The following is a 24,998-nucleotide window of genomic DNA, read 5'->3' on the forward strand; positions in this document are numbered from 1 at the left end:
TCTTCCATCCTACAGTAGTATCATAAAAGATTAGTCACTCTTTGTGAAGAGCACATTTCAAGTTTTATGATATAACCCTTATATTTTTTAAAAAATTATAAATAAATGACTTAAATCACACTTTTCATCCTCTTTATCGGTTATACTAAGTTTACAAACAATACAGCGGTGGCCATTTAAAATTATTAAGGAGGAAGTGCATCATGAAAAAACTTGTAAAAAATAACGTTTATTGGGTGGGCTTTATGGATTGGGAGCTGGAATCCTTCCATGGAGCGGACTACTCTATTAACCATGGTTCAAGCCAGAACGCTTACTTAATCAAAGAAGAGAAGACAGTTCTCATCGATACGGTATGGAAGCCCCATTCCACCGAATTTATAGATAATCTGGAAAAAGAAATCGATTTAAAGGAAATTGACTTTATCGTTGCGAATCATGGAGAGGTGGATCATAGCGGTTCTCTTCCTGCACTTATGGAGAAAATCCCCAATACTCCTATTTACTGTACCGCCAGCGGAGTGAAATCCCTCACCGGTCAGTATCACCACCCGGAATGGAATTATCAGGTCGTGAAGACAGGGGATTCCGTCGATATCGGCAATGGCAAGAAATTAGTCTTTGTAGAAATGAAAATGCTTCACTGGCCCGACAGCATGGCTACTTACATGACAGGTGATAATATTCTCTTTTCCAACGACGCCTTTGGGCAGCATTTTGCAGTGGAAGAATTGTTTAATGATAAAGCAGATCAATGTAAGCTTTGGGAAGAAGCACTTAAGTATTATGCAAATATTTTAGCTCCTTTTTCTCCCCTGGTGAAAAGAAAAGTCGAAGAAATACAAGGGCTTAACCTTCCCATCGATATCATTGCAACAAGCCACGGCTCCATTTGGAGGGAGAATCCGTTACAAATCGTAGAGAAATATTATGAATGGTCCCAGAACTATCAGGAAGACCAGATTACTGTTGTTTATGATACTATGTGGGATGGAACGAAGCAACTGGCACATAAAATCAGCGCGGAAATCGCTCAGATTTCTCCGGATACGAGGGTGAAGATTTTTAATATTTCCAAGGTGAATAAGAATGACATTATTACAGAGGTTTTTAAATCGAAAGCAATTGCCCTGGGCTCGCCAACGGTAGGCGGCAATATCCTTTCTTCCGTGGGCGGATGGCTTGATTTCCTGAAAGAATTGAAATTTAAAGGAAAAAAAGCAGCCGTATTCGGATGCTATGGATGGAGCGGCGAAGGGACAAAGGTTCTTCGGGAACGGTTGACAGACGCTGGTTTCTCCGTTGTAGATGAAGAAGCGAAATGTCTCTGGAATCCACAGGAAGAAGACTTCCATCGTGCGGCAGAAATCGCCAAGGCTCTTTGCCAATAAAATATTAAGAAAGGCGTTGATTTATTCCAAATGGGTCAACGCCTTTTCCATACCACGAAGAACTCTTTGGCAAACGACAGGCTGCTAAATCATTAACTGCTTCTCTGCCTGTCTCCTGTAAATTGACAACTCTAGTTTAGAAATCTATAATAAAATATAAATTTATAATTATAAGATTTCCAAACTATGATTATGAAAGTGTAGTCCGAGGTTATGAGAAAGGCATGGTTATGAAAATGCTAAAATATGAAGAAATTATCGAATATATCAATCATGAGATTTCAGCAGGGAATCTCGCTTATACGAAAAAAATACCTTCTATAAGAACAATTGCCAATATGTTCCACTGTAGTGTCGGCACTGTTATAAAGGCTTACGACCAGCTTGAAAAAGACCATATTATTTATTCATCACCTAAAAGCGGCTATTATGTTTTAACGAATTCTCATAATGCATATTCTTCGAAAAAAATGATCCTCGATTTCTCTTCGGGTACACCTAATGCGGAAACATTTCCTTATAAAAACTTCCAATATTGTTTGAAGGAATCTACCGAACTTTATAAAGAGGCTCTTTTTAGCGATCCTGACCCACGGGGTTTAAGTTCTTTAATTAATGCGTTAACTAAGCATTTGCAGCAATATCAAATATTTACAAAACCTGAAAATATTGTCATTACAGCAAGCTCACAGCAAGCATTAAATATCTTGGCATCCATGCCTTTCCCTAATAAAAATAAAAGCGTACTCATCGAGCAGCCTACCTATCCCGGGATAATAAAATCTTTGGAACTGAACAATATCCAGGCTTTTGGCATAGAGCGGGGAATGGATGGAATTAATCTCGATGTGCTGGAAAGTATATTCAAGCAAGGAAATATTAAGTTTTTTTATACGATTCCAAGATTTCATAACCCCACAGGAACATCCTATGATAAACACGAAAAGCAAGCAATTATTAAAATGGCGGAAAAATATAATGTATATATTATAGAAGATGATGTAGCTGCAGATTTGGATCTGGATAGGAAAAATGATCCTATATTTTCCTATGACCTTTCCTCAAAAGTCATCTATTTAAAGAGTTATTCCAAAATTCTCATGCCAGGCTTAAGGGTAGCTGCTCTTGTACTTCCTCCATTACTAGTGGATACTTTTCTATACTACAAAAAATTGGCTGATATGAGCAGTCCTATCCTATCACAAGGCGCTCTGGAAATATATTTAAATAATGGAATGTTCGATGTCTACAAAAAGGAAATGGCCAAATCATATTCTGAAAGATTATCCATTTTAAAAGATAGGTTTTCTGAATTGCCAAGCAATAAATTCAAATGGAAAGTACCGCAATCAGGTTATTTCGCCTGCATCTATACAGAAAACGGCCTTCCTTGTAATAAAGTGGCCAATACGTTAATGAGAAAGCATATAGAACTATTCGATACGAGTCAGTGCTTTTTAAAAAAATATAAAAATTATGACTTCTTCAAAATAAGCATTAGCAAAACCAGTAAAGAAGAGATAGCAAGCGGGATTCCAACAATTTTGAGCACTCTTCAAAATATAGTAGGTAGTATTAACTAACTCTTATTCCCGTAATATCAATAAAAACGTCTTTTGTACTAGTACAGATGATGTTTTTATTTGTTGCTTTATAAATTATACTATATTAATATGTAACCGAAAGACATATGCGCTGTTCACAGCTTAGCCATGAACAACAACAGAATGCACACAAAATGAAAAAGAGCGTATTTTGGTGCTTACAGTACTCGCAAAATTGCATAGAAATGCAATTTTGACCTCGCGTTGGCTAATGTATGAATAGTAACAGTCATATATCCACTATCGGTATATGATAATAACCAATATTAACAATAACATAAGGAGAGAATGCAATGAAAACCCTGAAGGAAATACCGGCAGGTCAGTCTGTCACTGTAGTGAAGTTGCATGGAATTGGCCCGGTGAAACGTCGAATTATGGATATGGGAATCACAAAAGGCGTGGAAATTTATGTCCGAAAAATAGCACCATTAGGTGATCCTATGGAACTAAATGTTCGTGGTTATGAATTATCCATACGTAAAGCTGATGCAGAAATGATTGAGGTTGAATAGGCGTTGGAAATAGACAAAATATTGTTTATTTTTTTTCGCTATGAGTTAGCCTAATCTAACTAAGAAAGGAAGATATCAATGGAAATTAAAATTGCACTAGCAGGCAATCCCAATTCTGGTAAAACTACATTGTTTAATAGTCTGACAGGTTCTAATCAATATGTGGGAAACTGGCCCGGTGTTACCGTCGAGAAGAAAGAAGGTACCCTGAAAGGCCATAAAAATGTAATCATACAGGACTTACCGGGTATTTATTCATTATCTCCATACTCACAGGAAGAAGTGGTTGCCAGAAACTATCTGGTAAACGAAAAACCGGATGTAATCCTCAACATTGTGGACGGCACCAACATCGAACGTAACCTATACTTAACCACACAGTTAATTGAGCTTGGCCTTCCTGTAGTGATAGCCATCAATATGATCGATATCGTTCGTAAAAACGGCGACCAAATCGATTTAAAAAAGCTGTCCTCAGAACTCGGCTGTGAAGTCGTTGAGATAAGCGCTCTGAAAGGCGAAGGAAGCATTGCTGCCGCTGAAAAAGCTATTGTCTTAGCCGAAGCCTCTAAGGCGATTACCCTTCCTCCCGTATTCACTGGCAGCCTGGAACAAGCCATTCATAGCATCGAAGAGGCCATTGTCAATAAAGTAGACAAACAATACCTGCGTTGGTATGCCATTAAAATATTCGAACGCGATGAGAAGATTCTAAGCAAACTGAATCTGGATTCCGAATTACATAATAAATTGGAAGAATATATCGCTGCATGCGAAGACGAATTGGATGACGACGCTGAAAGCATTATCACAAATCAGCGCTATGTTTACATTGGCGGTGTTATTGCGAAATCTGTGAATAAAAAAGCACCCAAGCATAGCCTGACTACTTCGGATAAAATCGATGCGGTCGTTACAAACCGAATTCTGGCTCTCCCGATTTTCGTAGTTATTATGTTCTTAGTTTATGCCATCGCCGTAGGGTCCTCACCTGTCTCCCTCGGAACAATTGGAACCGATTGGGTGAACGATGTTCTCTTCGGCGAAATTGTACCCGGGTTTTTCGATAACATATTGACTTCTCTCGGCGTTCATGAAGTGTTGTACGCTTTAATATTGGACGGTATCGTAGCCGGCGTTGGCGCAGTTCTCGGCTTCGTTCCTCAGTTGCTCGTCCTGTTCTTCCTCTTATCCATTATGGAAGATATCGGATATATGTCTCGCGTTGCTTTCATTATGGACCGTATTTTCCGTCGTTTCGGATTATCCGGCAAAAGCTTCATCCCTATGCTGGTGGCTACCGGATGCGGCGTACCAGGTATTATGGCTTCCCGTACGATCGAGCAAGATCGAGACCGTAAAATGACCATTATGACTACAGGATTTATTCCTTGTAGTGCGAAGATACCGATCATAGGCTTAATCGCCGGTGCTGTTTTCGGTGGTTCCGCTATGGTTGCAGCCTCTGCATTCTTTATCGGTATCGCTGCTGTCGTTATTTCAGGTATCATTTTGAAGAAGTTTAAGATATTCGCAGGCGATCCCGCTCCTTTTGTTATGGAACTTCCTGCATACCATGCTCCTTCTGCCGGTAACGTATTTCGCGCTACATGGGAACGCGGATGGTCCTTTATCAAAAGAGCCGGAACACTTATTTTAGTCAGCTCTATTATCCTCTGGTTCTTACAAGCTTTCGGATTTGTAAACGGCGTGTTTGGTATGGTGGAAGATAATCAGAATTCTTTACTTGCCGCTTTCGGTAATACCTTTGCTTGGATCTTCTATCCTCTCGGCTGGGTTGGCGATATGGCATGGAAAGCTGCCGTTGCTACAATTACAGGACTTATGGCAAAAGAACAAGTGGTAAATACCTTCGGTGTTCTGTATCATTACAGCGGTGAATTATCAGAAACAGGCGATGAAATCTGGACATTGGTTGCCAAAGACTTTACTGCCCTGTCCGCTTACAGCTTCATGCTGTTCAACCTGTTGTGCGCACCTTGCTTTGCCGCAATGGGTGCCATCAAACGTGAAATGAATAATACAAAATGGACCTTAGGCGCCATTGGATTTATGTGTGCATTCGCATATATAATTGCATTAATCGTTTATCAGCTCGGCGGCCTGATTACCGGTGAAGCTGCATTTGGTCCGTTCACTGTAATCGCTGCTATTTTACTCGTTGGACTAATATACCTTCTCTTCCGTAAAGGATATGTACCTCAGGAAGGACATTCAAGAGTGAAAAGTAAAAGCTAATTTGTCTTTAGTATAGGTTCAACCGAACGACTGGCCGGAAATATCCGGAAGAAGTTCGGTTGAACCTAATTTATTTTCTTTATTCACATATTAATATCCAAAATGCATTTATGAATCTTCTTATAAATCTTCTTTATTCATTGCTGCATATATTCTTCTTGCTTTCTTTAACTTAGGGAGTATCGGCTTGTAACGCACCGGGGAATGAGCCAGTAAATCCGCTCTTTGTAAGCTGAGAAGACATGGTGCAAGCTCGTCTCCTACCAAATGAATCACTTCCTTCACTCCGGTTACGGTAGGCTTAATATGATAATCATGATGTTTAATGAGTATACATACCTTTTTTATAAATTCTTCTTCATATCCCAGCCTTCTTAAAACGAGATTTGCTATTATTTCACTCGTTTCCTCATGCCCTTTAAAACTATCAATGTTATTGACAACAGTCTTTTTGTAAGGTTTACCTATATCATGTAACAATGCTGCCAGTTTCAGCATCAAATCGAAATCCACCTTATTCACGGTTTCCATTATGTGATCAAATACATTATAAATATGAGTAGGCATATTTTGTTCACAGTCGACACAAATGATAAGCTCCGGAATAATTCTAAGAATTTCATCTCTATTCTCTTCAATATTTCTACTTGAAACAAGTATATGATTCAACTTCTCTCTATCTGCTGAGTACGGCATGTTGTCTCCCCTTTAGTAAATTACTATAGCACACAGCGATTCTATAGCTACAAATATTATATCATCTTTTACTGCATCCTCAATCGGAACTTCTACTTTTTTCTATAGGATCAACACCTTTACACTTTAAGGTAACAGGGCTCTTCTATAGAATAAAAAAGGAATGCTGCTCACAGACCTCTCATCTATCCTGCAACATTCCTATTTTTACCAAAACTCCTTCACTACATTATAACTATAAGGGAATTATCAAAAGATCAAAACAATTTATTGTACTGCAAACTTAACGATTAATTTTACCAATTAATTGTAACGACCGGTTTAATCAAATCTCTTGGCTTATCTTTCATAAGCATCAATGCTTCTTCTACCTTATCCAGACCTTCAAATCGATGCGTAATAAGCCTGCTGGGATCGATGCGCCCTGCCATTACCATAGCCGCTAACTTCTCCATACGTAATCTTCCACCGGGCATCAAACCTCCGGCAATGGTCTTGTGTCCCATACCGACACCCCATTCTGCACGGGGAATCTTAACGAATTCTCCTTCACCGAGATAATTGATATTACCGATCACTCCGCCTGGTTTCAACATCTTAATCGCTTCATCAAAGGTATCGCAATCGCCGCCGGCAATAATAACTCTATCCACACCTTTACCTTTGGTCTTATCCATGACCTGTTCAAGAATACTGCCATCCTTATAATTGATAATATCAGTAGCACCGTACTCTTTTGCAATCTCAATACAGTTAGGGCGAGAGCCAACCGCATATACATCAGCCGCACCTCTCAGTACCGCACCGCGTACTCCCATCAGACCTACCGGTCCAATACCTATCACACAAACTTTATCGCCATACTGTACATTGGCCAACTCTGAACCATGAAGACCGGTCGGCACCATATCACTTAACATCGCCGCTGTCTCCGGAGCCAATCCCTCGGGAAGCATTGCAAGGTTGCCATCCGCATCATTTACATGGATAAATTCAGCAAATACACCATCTTTCACATTGGAGAACTTCCAGCCGCCTAGCATACCGCCGGAATGCATGGAGAAACCTGCCTGCGCTTCCAGTGAATTCCAATCGGGCGTAATCGCCGGCATAATCACTCTATCACCTGGTTTAAAATCCTTAACCAGTTCGCCGACCTCTACTACTTCACCAACACCTTCATGTCCTAAGATCAAATTGTGACGGTCACCGACAGCGCCTTCCCAAACAGTATGTACATCGGATGTACAAGGTGCCAGCGCTAGCGGACGCAAAATAGCATCCATAGGTCCACAACCGGGACGCTCCTTTTCTATCCATCCGGTACGCCCAATCCCTAACATTGCAAATGCTTTCATAAATTACCTTCCTTTCCCTGAACAGCAGTGATTAATTGTTATTTTTTTAACAATACTTACTTGTTAAATATTACCATATGATTTCAATATAATCAAGTCCTAACAATATAAAATTATAGAATGAATTTATTTTATCACATCATATTTATGCAAGTCGTATATCACTTGCCCCCTCTGCTATCACATATCACTAACCTTGCTCTTAGGAATATTTTTTGTATTTTCTTGGAAAATATATTATACTTACAGAATAGTTACTATTAGTTCATAAAGGCATTTGGGTATTAGGCACTGCTGAGTTTTCAAGATATGAGAAAGGTATGGTTATCTATATGCAGGGTTACTTTGTTATTTTCACATTAGGTTTAATGATTTTATTTGTTTTACTGCGTTCCAGACAGCTAAAAAAACTGGGAATCACAGCAGTCCATTTCGGCAAAATGGATAAAAAAGACTTCTTAATTCCGCCCTTTGCCCTTTTATATCTTTATCTCATTATTGCAAACACGTTTCATCTGCCAAAGTTCGGACATATCATGGACGAAAGCTCCTTTATAGCATGGATTGGCGTTCTGTCCTGCCTTCTGGCACCTGTCCTATTCCTTTGGGGCCTTATTTCTTTTGGCAGAAGCTTTCGCGTTGGCATTGATATGAATACCCCCGGAGGACTTGTCAGTTCAGGCGTTTTTTCCATAAGCCGAAATCCGCTTTATGTCGCTTTTTTCATGATTTTAATGGGGATTTTTCTAATTTTCCCTTCATGGATATTCTTTCTGTATTTCGTTGCGGGATTATGGCTGATCGACCGGCAGGTTTGCCTCGAGGAGAATGCACTTAGAAAAATCTATGGGAAGGAATATGATGAATATTGCGAAAAAGTAAGGCGCTATATTTAAGTGCCTTACCTTTGGGGATTCATTACATATCTATAATAATCATGTGACTTGCCTTTTTAATAGATATTAGCCGTATTTTTTCTATGCAAACAGGTCTATTTTCCCATCTTTACTCTAAAATCGGCAGATTATTCAAACACGCTGGTAAATGCATCATATGATGATTGGTCATTGGAGTCAAAATCATGCCGCCCCTTGTCAACCTTCCCCAAAATACTAACAGCCATACGGAACGGAAATCAGTAGTTACACCACCTGATTCTAATATTCTCATCACCCATTCCTCAGGCACCATGGATTGTATCTGCTCTAATGTCAAGTTCTTTATAATACTACGTGTGTTTTTACCCACTATGAGCATATAATCACGAAGTGCATCGACATGAATTTTCTTTCCGAACTCAACTACTTCATCAAATTCTAATGCATTACCGGTATCCGTGATAGAAGCACCTATTTTTTCCTGCCATCCTTTATTAAAAATCTGTTCCTGGTCTGCCATCAGAATATTGCTAACCAGATCCTCAATACGATATATATGCCAAAATTGCCAACACATAGGAACAGTCTTTGTTCCTGCATAATGTGGGTCCGTATCATAATTCTCTCTGGGTACTAATACATTTTGATTACCAGACAACATATAATCTAAAATATAATCAGCAATGGTCTTTTCTCTTCTTCCGGAAATCTCAGCAGGGTGTACCATAGCATGAACTTCTAATGTCAGTTCCTTTATTATTTCTAATTCATTACCTTTTAGCGCCTGCTTTAACTCTTCATATTTACCGTTAAATGACGAATATAGTTTATTCCTTGTCATAAATCACATTACCTCTGCAAATTCAAATTTATGGAGTTATCATATACTCATTTGTTTCACTTGTTTATTTTTATATGTATTATCTTTATTAAATCCGGCAACTGCTCTTTGCTCATAATACGATAATTAAGCCATCCACCGTTTCCGCATGGATATCTATTGTTCCAAACAGTTTTGCCATAGTCACCCAGTTCATTGTACATCGGTTTGATTGCATCATCCGAAATACGGATTAGCACCATAAAAGCACCATTTTCAGCAAAGGTATCACATATATGCTTGTTTTTATAGCTATATTTCATACCCCAGCCATACTTGTTCCCATAAGGAAATCGAATATTTCCTTTGATTCCAAACTTATCATTTAGATAGCTATCCATCTCAATCCATAATGCTCCCACATCACCGCAAAAAGAAATCATTTCGTCAAATGATGGCATTGTCTGCTTGTCTAACATTCTTTCATACATAGTATTCTATCCCTCCCCCAAAACATCAATAGCTATCCACACTTCTTGATGTTTTTCTTGCATATAGCATTCAAATACAGGCAAGTCTGAAAGCTTATACCCTGAACTCGGCAGCCATTCCGAATAAAATTTCTGATAAACATCCTGCACTGCTTTTGGAATCTCGCCGTCCGCGTTGATGATAACCCATGTTGCGGAAGGATATGAGAACTCTTCCATTCCTTCCGGGACCGGGACATGGTCGCACCCCGGCACATCTACATGGTTTGTAACTGCTAAAATATAGTCCATCTCATCCGCATTGCCCCACTCACCTCCGGAGGCAATCCCCAAAAAACCACCAGGACGATAATCAGGAAAAAACTGTATGAATTTTTGCATCGTTCCATCCTTCCACGCCTTATCCCATATCTGCGGTACAATCTCAAAAGCTCTATCAGTTTTAATCCTGCTGGAAATCCCAGCTACTTTAAATGCAGGCCACTTCTCAATCTGATACTTCATTTTCTCTGCTCCTTTAATCGTAATTTGGAAGGAGAGCTTAGGACAGGATTTAAGAGTCGCCGGTTCATTTCTTACTGTTGACGGCAATACTCCATGGAAGCTTCTAAAAGCACGTGAAAAAGCATCTTGCGAATCATAACCATACTTCAAGGCAATATCGATGATTCTTTCATCACCCTTCATTACATCGAAGGCTGCAAGTGTTAATCTGCGATTTCTAATATACGCTGATAATGAGGTTTGTGCCATGTATGAGAACATTCTCTGAAAATTGTATATAGAGCAGCACGCAATTTCAGATATTCTGTTATACGATATTTCGTTCTGTAAATTGATCTCAATATAATCCATTACCTCGTTAAGCTGTTTAACCCAATCCATATTCCCCTCCTCCCGAATTACAATTATAAAACAAATAATTCATTTCTTCCCGACTTTTTATGCCGCAATTAGTAGACAGAAATTATACCTTAGCCGCAAGCGGCCGCGGTATGTTTTTTGCACACTCGCTTTGCTCGGCGCAGTATAATATTGTTAAATATTTATATCTTAGCCGCAAGCGGCCGCGGTATGTTTTTTGCACACTCGCTTTGCTCGGCGCAGTATAATATTATTAAATATTTATATCTTAGCCGCAAGCGGCCGCGGTATGTTTTTTGCACACTCGCTTTGCTCGGCGCAGTATAATATTATTAAATATTTATATCTTAGCCGCAAGCGGCCGCGGTATGTTTTTTGCACACTCGCTTTGCTCGGCGCAGTATAATATTATTAAATATTTATATCTTAGCCGCAAGCGGCCGCGGTATGTTTTTGCACACTCGCTTTGCTCGGCGCAGTATAATATTATTAAATATTTATATCTTAGCCGCAAGCGGCCGCGGTATGTTTTTTGCACACTCGCTTTGCTCGGCGCAGTATAATATTATTAAATATTTATATCTTAGCCGCAAGCGGCCGTGGTATGTTTTTTGCACACTCGCTTTGCTCGGCGCAGTATAATATTGTTAAATATTATACGTATTACGTATACTCATAGCATATTTTACCACCTTAGCGTTATAAATCCAATAAGTTCATATCACGGATTAAGTTTACCATCTCAATTGCGCCAACGGCACAGTCGAAGCCCTTGTTACCCGCCTTGGTTCCGGCCCGTTCGATCGCCTGCTCGATATTTTCAGTTGTCAGTATACCGAACATCACCGGGATACCACTGTCCAGGGATACATGCGCAATACCTTTGGATACCTCACTGCACACATAGTCGTAGTGGGTGGTACTGCCGCGAATCACAGCACCGAGGCAGATGATTGCATCGTATTTCCCGCTTTTCGCCATTTTGGAAGCAATGAGTGGAATTTCAAATGCTCCGGGAACCCATGCGATCTCAATGTTATCCTCACCGACCTCATGACGTTTCAGCCCATCAAGAGCGCCGCCCAACAGCTTGCTTGTAATAAATTCATTAAACCGTGCAGCAACAATACCGATTCGAATATTCTTATCCTTAGATACAAGTTTTCCTTCAAAAGTTTTCATTATTATAATCTCCTTTTTCATTTAATAATGTAAGATATGGCCCATTTTTTTCTGCTTTGTTTTCAGGTAAAATAAATCGTGATCGGTAGCATCCATTTGAATCGGAACACGCTCGGTGATTTCCATGCCAAATCCGGAAAGCTGATACACCTTATCCGGGTTGTTGGTGAGCAGGCGCAATGTCCTGGCTCCAAGATCATGCAATATCTGTGCTCCGATAAAATATTCCCTCATATCGCCCGGAAAGCCCAAGGCAAGATTCGCTTCCAAAGTATCCATACCCTGATCCTGTAACGCATAAGCCCGCAGTTTATTAATCAGACCGATTCCCCGGCCCTCCTGGCGCATATAAAGCAAGATACCCCGACCTTCCTTTTCAATTTGCGCCATAGCTGCCGCAAACTGCTGACCGCAGTCACAGCGCATGGACCCGAACGCATCGCCTGTCAGACACTCGGAATGGACACGACATAACAGCTTTTCTCCATCCCCGATTTCTCCTTTCACTAACGCAACATGATGCTCTCCGTTGAGACTGTTGATATATCCGTAAGCCTTGAAGTCACCATATTTTGTGGGAAGAAGGGTATATGTTGCCTGCTCTACAAGCTTTTCATTTCGTTTGCGGTATTCCTGTAAGGCTTTGATCGTAACCATTCTAAGGCTCCATTTCTGCGCCAGCTCCATCAGTTCCGGCGTACGCATCATAGTTCCGTCCTCCCGCATAATTTCGCAGCAAAGGCCACATTCCTTTAATCCTGCCAGCCTCATCAAATCCACAGTGGCTTCGGTATGTCCGTTTCGCTCCAATACGCCGTTTTTCTTTGCAAGCAGCGGAAACATATGGCCGGGACGGCGAAAGTCCTCCGGCTTGCTTTCATCCGCTGCACATTTCAAAGCAGTCATGCTTCGCTCTGCCGCCGAAATACCAGTGGTGGTGTCCACACAGTCAACGGATACCGTAAACGCTGTTTTGTGGTTATCCTCATTGTCTCTCACCATTTGAGGAAATTGCAGTTTTTGGCAAAGCTTCTCGCTCATAGGCATACAAATCAGACCTTTCCCATGAACCGCCATAAAGTTTACGTTTTCGGTGGTGGCAAACTCCGCAGCGCAAATAAAGTCTCCTTCATTTTCTCTATCTTCATCGTCCGTAACTAGAATAATTTTTCCGAGGCGAAGGTCTTCTAACGCCTCTTCAATCGTGCTAAATCGAAACATTTTGATTCCTCCTAAAAGCCGTGTTTTGCAAGAAACCCGGCTGTAATATTGTTATTTTGCGACTCTTTTCCCATTAAGCGTTCCACATATTTTCCAATGCAGTCATTTTCCAGATTGACCGAATCTCCTACACGACGGCCTGATAAAGTTGTTAATGAAGCCGTATGCGGTATGACGGAAACGCTGAAGCTGTCCTTATATACCCTCGCCACCGTCAGACTGATACCGTCAATAGCAATCGAGCCCTTTTCAATGATGTAACGAAGAATCGGTAAAGGCGTTTTGATTGTGTACCAAAGGGCGTTATCATCTCTGCGAATCTCTGAAATCGTACCGATGCCATCGATATGTCCGGAAACAATATGTCCGCCGAATCTGCCGTTTGCGGGCATAGCCCGCTCCAAATTAACGCAATTTCCTATCCGCAGATTTCCAAGGGAAGAACGGTTCAGGGTTTCATGCATTACATCCGCGGTAAAACCGTTGGGAGAAATGGAAGTAACCGTGAGACAGACGCCGTTCACTGCAATACTATCGCCAAGTTGTATATCCTGCATGATCTTCCATGCCTGAACCGATAAAATGGCTGAACTCGTCTTCTTTTTAATATCCTGTATTTTACCGATCTCTTCTATAACCCCTGTAAACAATGAATCACCTCGCTTTCTAATAAAATGTCTTCACCTACCTGTGTAATAAGCGGCTCGCTTAGGAGAAAAGCTCCCTCAGGGTAATCAACACCGAACCCCTCTACCGGAGTCTTTCCGCTGCCGCCGAACAGCTTTGGCGCAATGTATGCCTGCACCTTATTTACTATGCCGCTTTCCATGGCAGACCAATTCAATGTGCCGCCGCCCTCCAGTAAAAGGCTGTCAATCTGCTTTTCACCCAACCTTTGCATCAAGATATTTAAGTCAATATGATTATTCTTTTGAGGAAGTACCATAATCTCACAACCTGCATCCAAATACGGACGATGTCTGTTAGTATCTGTTACCGCCGTAGCGATGATGGTAAGGGCCGTCTCGGTTGTGGTGACAAGTTTTGCTTGCAGGGGGGTTCTTAATCCGGTATCACAGATAATACGCAGAGGATTCCTGCTGTTCTCAAGCCGACAGGTCAGTGACGGATCGTCTGTTAGAACCGTACCTACGCCGACCATAATGGCAGAGTAACGGTGCCGGTCCTCATGAACGCGCCGACGTGCCGCCGATCCGGTAATCCATTGGGATCTTCCGGTATGGGTTGCAATCTTTCCGTCCATGGTCATAGCATATTTCATAACTACATAAGGTGTTTTATTTTGAATGTAATGGAAAAAGCTGCCGTTGAGTTTGTCGCATTCATCCTTTAAAACATTCTCTGCCACCTCAATACCGTGAGAACGCAAAATCGCAAGACCTTTCCCGGCAGCCAGCGGATTAGGGTCAGAAGAACCGAATACCACACGGCTAATGCCGCTTTTAATGATTGCATCGGTACAAGGAGGGGTTCTCCCATAATGACAGCAGGGTTCCAGCGTTACATACAGGGTTGCACCGGCTACCGATGTCTGACAGTTTGCCAATGCGTCACGTTCTGCGTGGAGCCCTCCGTATTTTCTATGGCAGCCCTGTCCTATTATCTTGCCGTCCTTCACAATCACAGCGCCAACCATGGGGTTAGGATTCACCCATCCACATCCCTTTCTTGCAAGTTGAATCGCAAGACGCATATATTCCATTTCCTCCATATAACAACACCTCCTTAAAATAAAATTTATTAGCGAACAAAAGTGTGCTTCCTATAGAATAAAAAAGCCCCGAACAAAATGCTCAGGGCAGGAGAAATAAACGGCGGTTTTACCGTACACAAACCAGAAGTTATCTCGCAAAAATGCCTTGAACATATAATTGTTCAAGGCATTTTTATAAAGCGAACCGCAATTACACTGCATAGATATTAAAATCAGAACCACCGGCTTAGCCGGTGGTTTGCTCAAGCCCTATAAGGGCGTATTACCGGCTCTGAGTCTAAAGACTCTTCGATAAGGCTCGCCAGCCGCAACATCATTTGTCTGCTGAGCCCTTATGGGCTCTTTTTACTTGCTTTGCTTTACTGGCTCACCCGTAAACGGGTCTATATACTCTTTTAATGTCATTTGATCATATTCCAAATCTTCTTTTAACTGGTTCTGGATATACTCTTTGATCTTCTTTGCATTTTTTCCTACCGTATCTACATAATATCCTCTACACCAGAAGTGGCGGTTCCCAAATTTATATTTCAGATTTGCATGTCTTTCAAATATCATCAACGTGCTCTTTCCTTTCAGGTATCCGATAAAGCTTGCCACTGACATACTCGGTGGTATCTCCACCAGCATGTGCACATGATCCGGACAGATTTCTGCTTCTACTATTTTTACCCCTTTTCTCTTGCATAGCGTACTTAATATATTCGCTACGTCCTGTTTTAACTGCCCATATACTATTTTTCTCCGGAACTTCGGCGCAAATACTATATGATACTTACAATTCCATTTCGTATGTGATAAACTATTTACATCCATTTTGGATACCTCCTTTGTTTTGGTGCGGTTGGCGAACCTGTACCTATTATAACATTGGAGGTTTTTTACTGTAAGCTAAAGCAGTTCTTATCACACCTGCATAGCAGGTGGTTTATTAAAAGACTGCTATACAATAAAAGCTCTGAAATGGCAATTCATTTCAGAGCATAAATTCAAATACCCACGCAAAAACGCGAATCTTTCTTTATCTTCTACTATCAGACTTTACTGTCGGCTTCGGAATTTAACCGAATCAACCTTGCGGTTCGTGGGCTATACCACCGGTCGGGAATTTCACCCTGCCCCGAAGATCTTATTCAATTGGTATTGTTATATCACAGATTATTAAACCTGTCAACAAAGCAATTAATTGAGGCACAGTTTCTTCTGAAACAGTTTATTGAACGGTATCTTACAGAAAGCAAACAAACTCATGGCTGTCCGCGGGAGGACACAAGGAAAGTCGTGTTTCCTATTTTGAGGGTGATGATATTTTTTTCGCCTTAATGACAGCAATATTGATATTTTCATTTTTAATAACTTCCTACATACGAAACTCCTTTCCGTATTATTGCACTACAAAATTGGAACACAATATTCAATATTGCTATTTCCGTTTTTATCTGTATTTTCACCATATTTTGCAAAGTCATATTTCGCATTTTCATTTAACTGACAGGTCGATTGAGGGAACCATTCCTTGTAGATATATTCAACAATCGTCTGTAAAGAATCTTGATTTTTTCCTCTAAATGTAAACACTATATATTTACTTGCAGGTAATTCTCTTGTTTCCATCCCCTTTGGGACTTCTGAAAAATCATTTACTTGTGCGGCGGCATAGTAAATAAAAGCAGGCTGCTCATTTTCATAAGAAAAATCAATATAATCATTAAGACCAATAAGATAATTTTTATCTGTTCGATTGCATATTTTTTTCTTGTTCAAGTGAAGTTTTCTCCAACACTTTCCAATAACAGAAAATCCTTTTTTCGTATTTTCTTTATATCCCACAAGTAATATTTTTTCACTATCCGCTATTTTAATATCCATAGCCATATCCCCTCTTAACCGCTTATTTCCATCTACTGTAAATTTAAGCTGCAAAGGGTGAAAGTTCCTTTTCTTTCTCAATGCTTGCGGACTGCACTTAAATAATGCCTTAAAGGCAACAGTAAACGATCGCTGTGTTTCATAGCCCGCGAATAAAGCGATTTCCATGATGGATTGATTTGTAAAAATAAGTAGTCTTGCCGCTTCTGTTAAGCGCCGCCTTTGCACATAAGAATGAATAGTAAAGCCTACGATACTTGTAAACATTCTATGTAAATGATATTTTGAATAACCAGCTTCATTGGCAATACTTTCTAAATCCAGTTTTTCTTCTAAATGAGCCTCAATGTAATCTACTATACGAGTTATACTTTGCAAATTGTTATCCATGTTTTCATCTCCTTGAAAATATTATAATAAATAATAATTAAGAAGTTTTCACATTTATTGCTATTTTTGTTTTGTCATAAATTCTCATGATACTTTGGCGCATTTATGATAATATCGTTTTTTGTGTTCAGTACTTGCTTACTTATGCACTCTGACCATTGAGGCACGATTTACCATCGATCGATTATTAAGGCTTTTGTTTCTTACGTAACTTTAATTCAATATTGCGATTATCTGCAATAGACTGAAAATGCTGTACTGCAATAGCAGCTTTTTGCTTTTTCGTGTCATCCTGCTTTATTTCATCTTCTATTTGCTCCAAGACAAACATTATATCCTTCAAGTCTAACAAATTAACAGCAATACAATAAAAATTCTTTCTGCGCCCATCATCATAACTTGCTAATAGATTTTGTAGTATTTCCACTTTTCTATCCAATTCAGCCTTATAGTCGTCAATACTTATTTTCGCTTTTTCCATATCGATGAATTGATTTTTATGAGTAATAAAAGAATCCCATAAATCAGCATCGTTATACTTTTTACAAGGATATTCTTCACATGCAAAGCAATATTCAATTCCACGGCGTTGGCTGCAGGATAAAACCCCGCAAACAGGATGTACCGTCAGGAAATCTTTCCCTGCACAACCGGGGCATTTTGATTTTCCATCCATCTGATAACGAGGGCATAAACCGCAATTAAGTCCGCACGCCGAAAATAAAGGATATGACCGTTGTTTATAATTCATCTTTATCCCCCTTTGTATGTATTATCGTTAAATTATACACCTATTTATCACCTAAAACAAGAAAGAAGCATATATCCGGCGCTCCTATTAAAATCATATTTGATAAGCGGAATACCGTCCGCTATCTCTTATTATATTTTCTATCATAACAGTATCTTGACAAAAAATTCCCGCCATGATATAACATCGTTATATAACACTGTTATATATATTCTGTATCTATTGCAAAGGAGGTGGCAATATGGCGGATGAATCCACACAAAAGCGTATTTTGGAAGCCGGGAAAACTGAGTTTATGAAAAAGGGATATGAAAACGCCTCTTTGCGTACCATTGCCAGAGAAGCCAGCGTTACAACCGGAGCAATCTATGGCTATTATCCCGATAAGGCCGCCTTATTCAGTGCGCTTGTCTCGGAACCGGCAAACTATCTGCGGGATTGGTATTTCTCAGTGCAAAGCGAGTTCGATGCATTTCCTGCCGAGCATAAGGAAAAGCAGATGCACGGCTATACCAGCAATGCTTTGGAGAAATTTATCGACTATGTATACCTTCATTTCGATGCATTCAAGCTAGTGGTATGCCACTCGGCAGGCACCGAATATGAGCACTATATTGACAGCCTGCTCGCAATCGAAACAGAGCACACACGCAGATTCATAGATACTCTGCGTGGCTTGGGGCATGACATCCCCTTCATCGATGATGATATGAGCCACATCCTTTCCAGCGCTTTTTATTACGGCATCTTTGAAACCGTAGCACATGATATGCCCAAGGAACGGGCGTTGGAATACATCCGTACTTTAAACAAATTTTACAGTGCCGGATGGGATACTATTTTAGGACTGAAAAAGTCCTAAAATTTTTAACAGCGAGTTAGTCTCTTCTAACCAATTATATTCTTGTAAGGAGGAATTATAATGAATCAAAGTTCAAAAGGAACTGCATCATGGCTATGGGAGTTTGCTTCTCCCCACAAAAGAGGGTATGTTGCCTCTCTGATCTTCGCCACCTTAGGAGTAGGCTGTGGGATGGCTCCCTATTTTTGTGTGGCCCAAATTGTACTCGGTCTGCTTCGCGGGGAAACCTCCATCAGTTTTTATGGCCTTTACTGCCTGGTTGCCGCCATATTTTGGATACTGCGCTACGTGTTCCATGGTATTTCAACTACTCTATCTCATAAATCAACCTTTGCTGTCATTTCGGAGATACGCACACAGCTTACCCAAAAGCTTACCCGCCTGCCCATGGGGTATTTGCTGGACACTCCCTCGGGAAGGCTGAAGAATATTTTAGTGGAAAGGGTAGATAGTATAGAACCCACTCTGGCACATGTTGTCCCGGAAATGGGAGGTAATATTCTGATTTCCATCGCCACTATCGCCTATCTTTTCGTTCTTGATTGGCGTATGGCATTAGCAGCTCTTATTCCGCTGCCGTTGGGCCTTTTCTGCTACATGGGTATGATAAACGGCTATGAGAAACGCTTTACTAATTATGTAGCAAAAAACAAACACCTTAACGATACCGCGGTGGAATATATCGGAGGTATCGAAGTTATTAAGGCTTTCAATCAATCTGCTGCCTCTTACGAGAAGTTCACCACTGCCGCAAAGGAAGCCGCAGATTCCGCTATCGATTGGATGAGATCTACTCTGCCGTTTTTCTCCCTGGCTCTTTCTGTATTCCCCGCTGTCCTCGTAAGCGTTCTTCCTATCGGTACCTTATTGTATATGAGCGGCAACCTGTCTCTCGATACTTTCCTTGTGGCTATTATCTTGTCCCTGGGCATTATGGGGCCGCTCATCACTACCATGACCTATACCGATGATATCGGCAAAGTACATACCATTGTGAGCGAAATAACCGACGTCCTTACCCAGCCCGATTTAGTACGTCCTACTGAGCCGGTAACTTTAAGCGATTACGATATCCATCTGGAAGATATCAGCTTCGCCTATCGTGAGAAACCTGTATTGCATGACCTTAGCCTCCATATTCCCGCAGGCAGTGTTACCGCACTGGTAGGGCCCTCCGGCGGCGGAAAATCCACCATTGCTAAACTTATCGCCTCTTTATGGGATGTCGGCAGCGGACGCATTACTATCGGCGGAACCGATATACAGAGCATTCCCCTGGCACAACTTAACGGCATGATTGCATATGTAGCACAGGATAATTATCTGTTCGATGAAAGTATACGGGAAAATATCCGTATGGGTAATCCCTCTGCCAGCGATGATGAAGTGGAAAAAGCAGCCCGGCTCAGCGGCTGCCATGACTTTATCATGCAATTGGAACAAGGATATGAAACGCGTGCCGGCGGTGCGGGCGGACATCTTTCCGGCGGCGAACGGCAGCGAATTACCATTGCCCGTGCCATGCTTAAGAATGCTCCCATTATTATTCTCGATGAAGCTACCGCTTACACCGACCCCGAAAACGAAGCAGTGATCCAGACGGCGGTATCTAAACTGGTAGAGGGCAAAACCCTTATCGTCATCGCCCACCGTCTCTCTACCATTACCGATTCTGATAACATTGTGGTTATCGAACACGGCCGGTTGGCCGCACAGGGAACACACCATCAATTACTGGAATCTTCCCCTCTGTATCAGGGCATGTGGGCGGCTCACAGCTCTGTCAAGGACAGTATAGAACCTGTAAAAGCAGAAACAAAAGTTCAGGAGGTACTTGCATGATTACCATATTTAAGAAATTCTTTCGATTCAGCGGTGAACAAAGCCGCCTATTTTATCAATCCCTGGGGCTTTCTCTGTTACATGCCATATTTGAAGCACTGCGCATTCCGGCCATAGCCATCGTGCTTACTGCAATTGTCAACAGGAATATCGGTATGCAAACGGTATGGACTTCTCTCGGCATTATGATTCTGAGCATTGCAGGCTGTACGCTTACCCGCCGAAGCCTCACTCTGAAGCAGACCATCGGAGGCTATACGGTCGCCACCAATAAGCGTGTAGAAATCGGCGAACGGCTCAAATATATGCCAATGGGATACTTTAACGATAACAGTATCGGTGATATTACCTCCATAACTACTAACACCGCAGAAAACTTACAGGATGTAGCAACGCGAGTGATTATGCTCACCACCCAGGGCATTTTAACGACCGCCATGTTCACCCTCGCCATTTTGTTCTACGACTGGCGTATCGGGCTGTTGCTTATCTTAGGAATTGTTATCTTCTTCGGCATCAATTCTCTTATGCAGAGAAAATCCTACGAAGTTTCTCCCTTGAAAACAAAATCGGATACCCGCTTAGTCGCATCCGTATTAGAATATGTACAGGGAATCGGGGTGGTGCGTTCCTACAATCTCGACCGGGAAGCCAACAAAACAGTAGACTATGCCATTAAAGAAAATGAAGAAATCAACGTCCGGCTGGAAAAAACATTTGTGCCATACACCAGCCTTCAAAGTCTGGTTCTTAAGCTATTTGGCATCGCTATGATTTTCCTTTCTGTCGTACTGTATCTCAACGGCTCTATGGAACTTATAAACTGCCTTCTGCTCGTTATTTCTTCCTTCATGGTATATGCACAATTGGAATCAGCCGGCAATTATAGCGCACTTTTGAGAGTATTGGATCTTTCCATGGATAAAATCAATAAAGTATTCGAAACCCCGGTGATGGATACGAGGGGTAAAAATTTAATACCGAAAAACGGTACCATCAAAGGAAAAACGGTAACCTTCCGTTATGAGAATAAAAAAGTAATCGACGATATTTCCTTTGAAATTCCCGAAGGCACTACTACCGCTATCGTAGGGCCATCCGGCGGCGGTAAAACAACTCTCACAAGCCTTATGGCGCGCTTTTGGGATGTGGACAGCGGCAATATCACTCTCGGCGGAATCGACGTAAGAAATTACACCCTGGATAGCCTACTCGCTAACTTTAGTATGGTCTTTCAAAATGTTTATCTCTTCAATGATACGATTGCGAATAACATCAGGTTCGGCAAGCCGGATGCCACCATGGAAGAAATTGAAACAGCCGCTCAAAAAGCATGTTGCCATGAATTCATAAGTGCCCTGCCCCTTGGATATAACACGGTCATAGGCGAAGGGGGTGCCACTATTTCCGGCGGAGAAAAACAGCGTATCTCCATTGCCCGTGCTTTGCTTAAAGATGCTCCGATTATCATTTTGGACGAAGCCACTGCCAACGTAGACCCTGAAAACGAAGCCTTATTGCAAGATGCCATCGCCGAACTGACTCACGGCAAAACAATTATTATGATTGCTCACCGACTCAAAACAGTGCAAAACGCCGACCAAATCCTCGTATTGGATCAAGGAAAAATCATCCAACGCGGCACTCATCGAGAGTTGATGGAAGCAGGCGGTCTTTATTCTGATTTTATTCATATGCGTGAGAAATCCATCGGCTGGAAATTAGGCGGACGAATCGCCTGATACTATCGGGCTTGCGTTTTTTTCTCTTTCCGCTTTTGCCGATAAACGTATGAAATTGGGCGCACACTTAGTAAAATTTCCATATAAATGACTTGCAATTACTAGGAGGTTATTACAATAACTTCCTTTCATATATTGATACAGATGGATGGAATCTATAGGAAATTTGTAACTGCCAGAGAGAATAGCAGGGGTTGTGGTTAGAAAGAAATAGCCATATCCCCTCTTAACCGCTTATTTCCATCTACTGCAAATTTAAGCTGCAAAGGGTGAAAGTTCCTTTTCTTTCTCAATGCTTGCGGACTGCACTTAAATAATGCCTTAAAGGCAACAGTAAACGATTGCTGTGTTTCATAGCCCGCGAATAAAGCGATTTCCATGATAGATTGAAATGAGCCTCAATGTAATCTACTATACGAGTTATACTTTGCAAATTGTTATCCATGTTTTCATCTCCTTGAGAATATTATGATAAAAAATAATTAAGCAGCTTTCACATTTATTGCTATTTTTATTTTATCAAAATATATTACAACGTAGAAGTTAAGCATACGAAGATAAGATGTTTTTCAATGCTCCGATAAGCAGCAAACAACAAGCAGGGTAAGTGTCAATACACTTGCCCTGCTCATGATACTTTGGCTCATTTATGATAATCTCGTTTTTTGTGTTCAGTACGTGCTTACTTATGCACTCTGACCATTGAGGCATGATTTACCATCGATCGATTACTAAGACTTTTGTTTCTTACGTAACTTTAATTCAATATTGCGATTATCTGCAATAGACTGAAAATGCTGTACGGCGATAGCAGCTTTTTTCTTTTTCGTGTCATCCGATTTTATTTCACCTTTTATTTGCTCCATGACGAATATTATATCCGTCAAGTCTAACAAATTAACAGCAATACAATAAAAATTCTTTCTGCGCCCATCATCATAACTTGCCAATAGATTTTGTAGTATTTCCACTTTTCTATCCAATTCAGCCTTATAGTCGTCAATACTTATTTTCACTTTTTCCATATCGATGAATTGATTTTTATGAGTAATAAAAGAATCCCATAAATCAGCATCGTTATACTTTTTACAAGGATATTCTTCACATGCAAAGCAATATTCAAGTCCACGGCGTTGACTACAAGACAAACCCCCGCAAACAGGATGTACTATTGTTAAATTATACGCCTATTTGTCACCCAGCACAAGAATAAGGGGATCAAAGTCAAACTAAAATTTCATAATCTCTGCTTTTCTATAAAAATAATTCCTTTAAATCATCTAACCTAGCGAAAATAACAGATATTATTAAAAAAAGTAACCCACAAATAAAAACTAATGCGAAGCCGGATATATAATCTAAAAATAATCCTCCCAATACCATTCCCATCGGTTGTATCGATAAAGATGCCGTTCCTAGCAGACCATTAACTCTACCCCGATATTCATCGGATGTTTCTCTTTGCATTAAAATGAATGTTGGAAGGTTTAGAAATACCAATGCACCACCAACTGAAAAATTTATAATAATAAAATATATTAATAGGCTGGCTTTAAAAGCTGATTCAAATATTTGCAATGTCGGTATTCCTGTCAGCATCATTAAAGCAGAAATTATCATTAAAGAATATATAACATATTTATAACCATTCTTTCTTTCCGGTAACAAAGAGTATATTAAAGAAAATATCAAACTTCCGATTGCAAATGCTGATTGAATTAAACCATATTGTTCAGAACTAAGTCCTAGCTGAATATTAATTATGTGGGGTAAAGAAACTATATAACTACTAAATACAAAATTAACAAATACAGCAAATATTAAAATCAATAAAATAACCTTTTTTGTTTTCACATAGTTAAGAGCTGATTTTATCTCTATTAGCACCTTTTCCCTTGTTCTATCAATAGCCGGAGCATCATTGAAGTTAAAATTAATAAAGATTTCCGATACAGCGGAAGCTATAAAACTGATACCTGCAATTAGCAAGAACCTTTCAATAGGGAAAAATCCATATATAAATCCTCCCAGTACCGGCCCAACTATTGAAGCTAATGAAGTAATAGATGAACTATAGGAATTAATCTTAGTTAGTCTTTTTTCATCTACTATATTGGGTATAGATGTTTCCATAGTAATATTAAAAAAAGTATTCAGTATAGATAAGAAGAAAACTGTAATAAGGACTAAATTGAAGGATAGACCAATTCTCATTGAAAGCGGATATACTATAATCAATAAGACTCCGCATAATACATCTGTGACTACAACCACCATTTTTCTGCTTACCCTATCAGCCAACACACCGGCAAAAGGCGATAATATGATAGCCGGAATAGTGGATACAATCATTGTTAATGCAAAACTCATCCCGGAACCTGTAGTCCTTAAGACATATAGCCCAATGGCAAAATTCATTATCCTTGCTCCAAAAAGTGACACTAGTTTACCAACCAAGAAGATTGTCATATTTATATAAACTGAATTTCTTAATTTATCTTTTTCTAAATTGATGGTATTCTCCATTA

The 24,998-nt window shown here is 40.4% G+C and carries 22 protein-coding genes, 1 pseudogene and 1 riboswitch; of the genes and pseudogenes, 9 read left to right on the forward strand and 14 right to left on the reverse strand.

From position 1 onward, the window contains the following. Positions 1 to 203: 203 nt before the first annotated feature. From RBB56_RS03885 to feoB, 5 genes and pseudogenes are all read left to right on the forward strand, one after another. On the forward strand, positions 204 to 1,391 hold the full coding sequence (locus tag RBB56_RS03885; protein ID WP_306721092.1) for an MBL fold metallo-hydrolase: 1,188 nt from the start codon (positions 204 to 206) through the stop codon (positions 1,389 to 1,391). 236 nt (positions 1,392 to 1,627) lie between these two features. Further along, a pseudogene (locus tag RBB56_RS18595) lies at positions 1,628 to 1,765 on the forward strand (GntR family transcriptional regulator); the annotation flags it as partial. 165 nt (positions 1,766 to 1,930) lie between these two features. Further along, positions 1,931 to 2,974, forward strand: coding sequence for an aminotransferase-like domain-containing protein (locus RBB56_RS03895; RefSeq protein ID WP_306722086.1), 1,044 nt, complete (start codon positions 1,931 to 1,933; stop codon positions 2,972 to 2,974). A gap of 314 nt (positions 2,975 to 3,288) precedes the next feature. Beyond that, positions 3,289 to 3,510, forward strand: a complete 222-nt coding sequence (locus RBB56_RS03900) for a FeoA family protein (protein WP_306721093.1) — start codon at positions 3,289 to 3,291, stop codon at positions 3,508 to 3,510. Positions 3,511 to 3,588: 78 nt separating this feature from the next. Further along, positions 3,589 to 5,769 (forward strand): ferrous iron transport protein B, encoded by a 2,181-nt coding sequence (gene feoB, locus RBB56_RS03905; protein WP_306721094.1) that lies wholly within the window; start codon positions 3,589 to 3,591, stop codon positions 5,767 to 5,769. 120 nt (positions 5,770 to 5,889) lie between these two features. On the opposite strand, the gene RBB56_RS03910 is transcribed toward feoB, so the two are convergent. Both RBB56_RS03910 and RBB56_RS03915 read right to left on the reverse strand, forming a co-directional pair. Beyond that, positions 5,890 to 6,465: an HD domain-containing protein gene (locus tag RBB56_RS03910; protein WP_306721095.1), complete on the reverse strand. Its 576-nt coding sequence runs from the start codon at positions 6,463 to 6,465 to the stop codon at positions 5,890 to 5,892. Positions 6,466 to 6,761: 296 nt separating this feature from the next. After that, complete coding sequence (locus RBB56_RS03915; protein WP_306721096.1) at positions 6,762 to 7,823, reverse strand: NAD(P)-dependent alcohol dehydrogenase; 1,062 nt, start codon at positions 7,821 to 7,823, stop codon at positions 6,762 to 6,764. Positions 7,824 to 8,143: 320 nt separating this feature from the next. Between RBB56_RS03915 and RBB56_RS03920 the strand changes: the two genes are divergently transcribed. Continuing rightward, on the forward strand, positions 8,144 to 8,719 hold the full coding sequence (locus RBB56_RS03920; protein ID WP_306721097.1) for a methyltransferase family protein: 576 nt from the start codon (positions 8,144 to 8,146) through the stop codon (positions 8,717 to 8,719). 109 nt (positions 8,720 to 8,828) lie between these two features. Here RBB56_RS03920 and RBB56_RS03925 read toward each other — a convergent pair whose 3' ends face one another. The 10 genes from RBB56_RS03925 to RBB56_RS03970 all read right to left on the reverse strand — a co-directional run bounded on the left by RBB56_RS03925 (position 8,829) and on the right by RBB56_RS03970 (position 18,024). Then, positions 8,829 to 9,542: a hypothetical protein gene (locus RBB56_RS03925; RefSeq protein WP_306721098.1), complete on the reverse strand. Its 714-nt coding sequence runs from the start codon at positions 9,540 to 9,542 to the stop codon at positions 8,829 to 8,831. Between the two features lie 56 nt (positions 9,543 to 9,598). Further along, positions 9,599 to 10,012 carry a DUF3788 family protein gene (locus RBB56_RS03930; RefSeq protein WP_306721099.1) on the reverse strand — a complete coding sequence of 138 codons (414 nt, stop codon included), beginning with the start codon at positions 10,010 to 10,012 and terminating at the stop codon, positions 9,599 to 9,601. Between the two features lie 6 nt (positions 10,013 to 10,018). After that, a complete protein-coding gene (locus RBB56_RS03935; RefSeq protein ID WP_306721100.1) occupies positions 10,019 to 10,897 on the reverse strand; it encodes an AraC family transcriptional regulator in 879 nt (292 codons plus the stop codon). A gap of 678 nt (positions 10,898 to 11,575) precedes the next feature. Then, the gene (gene ribH, locus RBB56_RS03940; RefSeq protein ID WP_306721101.1) at positions 11,576 to 12,058 is read right to left on the reverse strand and encodes a 6,7-dimethyl-8-ribityllumazine synthase; all 483 of its coding nucleotides are present in this window, start codon (positions 12,056 to 12,058) and stop codon (positions 11,576 to 11,578) included. Between the two features lie 21 nt (positions 12,059 to 12,079). Beyond that, on the reverse strand, positions 12,080 to 13,279 hold the full coding sequence (locus tag RBB56_RS03945) for a bifunctional 3,4-dihydroxy-2-butanone-4-phosphate synthase/GTP cyclohydrolase II (RefSeq protein ID WP_306721102.1): 1,200 nt from the start codon (positions 13,277 to 13,279) through the stop codon (positions 12,080 to 12,082). Between the two features lie 11 nt (positions 13,280 to 13,290). Continuing rightward, a complete protein-coding gene (locus RBB56_RS03950; RefSeq protein ID WP_306721103.1) occupies positions 13,291 to 13,929 on the reverse strand; it encodes a riboflavin synthase in 639 nt (212 codons plus the stop codon). Next, the gene (ribD, locus tag RBB56_RS03955) at positions 13,911 to 15,011 is read right to left on the reverse strand and encodes a bifunctional diaminohydroxyphosphoribosylaminopyrimidine deaminase/5-amino-6-(5-phosphoribosylamino)uracil reductase RibD (protein WP_306721104.1); all 1,101 of its coding nucleotides are present in this window, start codon (positions 15,009 to 15,011) and stop codon (positions 13,911 to 13,913) included. The genes RBB56_RS03950 and ribD overlap by 19 nt, the downstream gene beginning before the upstream one ends. Before the next feature lie 348 nt (positions 15,012 to 15,359). Beyond that, positions 15,360 to 15,830, reverse strand: a complete 471-nt coding sequence (gene tnpA, locus RBB56_RS03960; protein ID WP_306720162.1) for an IS200/IS605 family transposase — start codon at positions 15,828 to 15,830, stop codon at positions 15,360 to 15,362. A gap of 203 nt (positions 15,831 to 16,033) precedes the next feature. Beyond that, positions 16,034 to 16,146: riboswitch (FMN riboswitch) on the reverse strand. Between the two features lie 260 nt (positions 16,147 to 16,406). Continuing rightward, positions 16,407 to 17,273 (reverse strand): AraC family transcriptional regulator, encoded by an 867-nt coding sequence (locus tag RBB56_RS03965; protein WP_306721105.1) that lies wholly within the window; start codon positions 17,271 to 17,273, stop codon positions 16,407 to 16,409. A 187-nt stretch (positions 17,274 to 17,460) separates the two neighbouring features. Beyond that, positions 17,461 to 18,024 carry a DUF3795 domain-containing protein gene (locus RBB56_RS03970; RefSeq protein ID WP_306721106.1) on the reverse strand — a complete coding sequence of 188 codons (564 nt, stop codon included), beginning with the start codon at positions 18,022 to 18,024 and terminating at the stop codon, positions 17,461 to 17,463. Positions 18,025 to 18,265: 241 nt separating this feature from the next. On the opposite strand from RBB56_RS03970, the gene RBB56_RS03975 reads away from it, so the two are divergent. Genes RBB56_RS03975 through RBB56_RS03985 form a run of 3 tightly spaced genes read left to right on the forward strand, consistent with a single transcriptional unit; the run spans position 18,266 to position 22,470 of the window. Beyond that, on the forward strand, positions 18,266 to 18,886 hold the full coding sequence (locus tag RBB56_RS03975) for a TetR/AcrR family transcriptional regulator (protein ID WP_306721107.1): 621 nt from the start codon (positions 18,266 to 18,268) through the stop codon (positions 18,884 to 18,886). 60 nt (positions 18,887 to 18,946) lie between these two features. After that, positions 18,947 to 20,728 (forward strand): ABC transporter ATP-binding protein, encoded by a 1,782-nt coding sequence (locus RBB56_RS03980; protein WP_306721108.1) that lies wholly within the window; start codon positions 18,947 to 18,949, stop codon positions 20,726 to 20,728. Continuing rightward, positions 20,725 to 22,470 (forward strand): ABC transporter ATP-binding protein, encoded by a 1,746-nt coding sequence (locus tag RBB56_RS03985; RefSeq protein ID WP_306721109.1) that lies wholly within the window; start codon positions 20,725 to 20,727, stop codon positions 22,468 to 22,470. The genes RBB56_RS03980 and RBB56_RS03985 overlap by 4 nt, the downstream gene beginning before the upstream one ends. A gap of 731 nt (positions 22,471 to 23,201) precedes the next feature. Here RBB56_RS03985 and RBB56_RS03990 read toward each other — a convergent pair. Further along, the gene (locus tag RBB56_RS03990) at positions 23,202 to 23,618 is read right to left on the reverse strand and encodes a DUF3795 domain-containing protein (protein WP_306721110.1); all 417 of its coding nucleotides are present in this window, start codon (positions 23,616 to 23,618) and stop codon (positions 23,202 to 23,204) included. 106 nt (positions 23,619 to 23,724) lie between these two features. After that, positions 23,725 to 24,996 carry an MFS transporter gene (locus RBB56_RS03995; protein ID WP_306721111.1) on the reverse strand — a complete coding sequence of 424 codons (1,272 nt, stop codon included), beginning with the start codon at positions 24,994 to 24,996 and terminating at the stop codon, positions 23,725 to 23,727. Positions 24,997 to 24,998 lie beyond the last annotated feature (2 nt).

The sequence above is a fragment of the Kineothrix sp. MB12-C1 genome, assembly GCF_030863805.1.
Classification (GTDB): Bacteria; Bacillota; Clostridia; order Lachnospirales; family Lachnospiraceae; genus Kineothrix.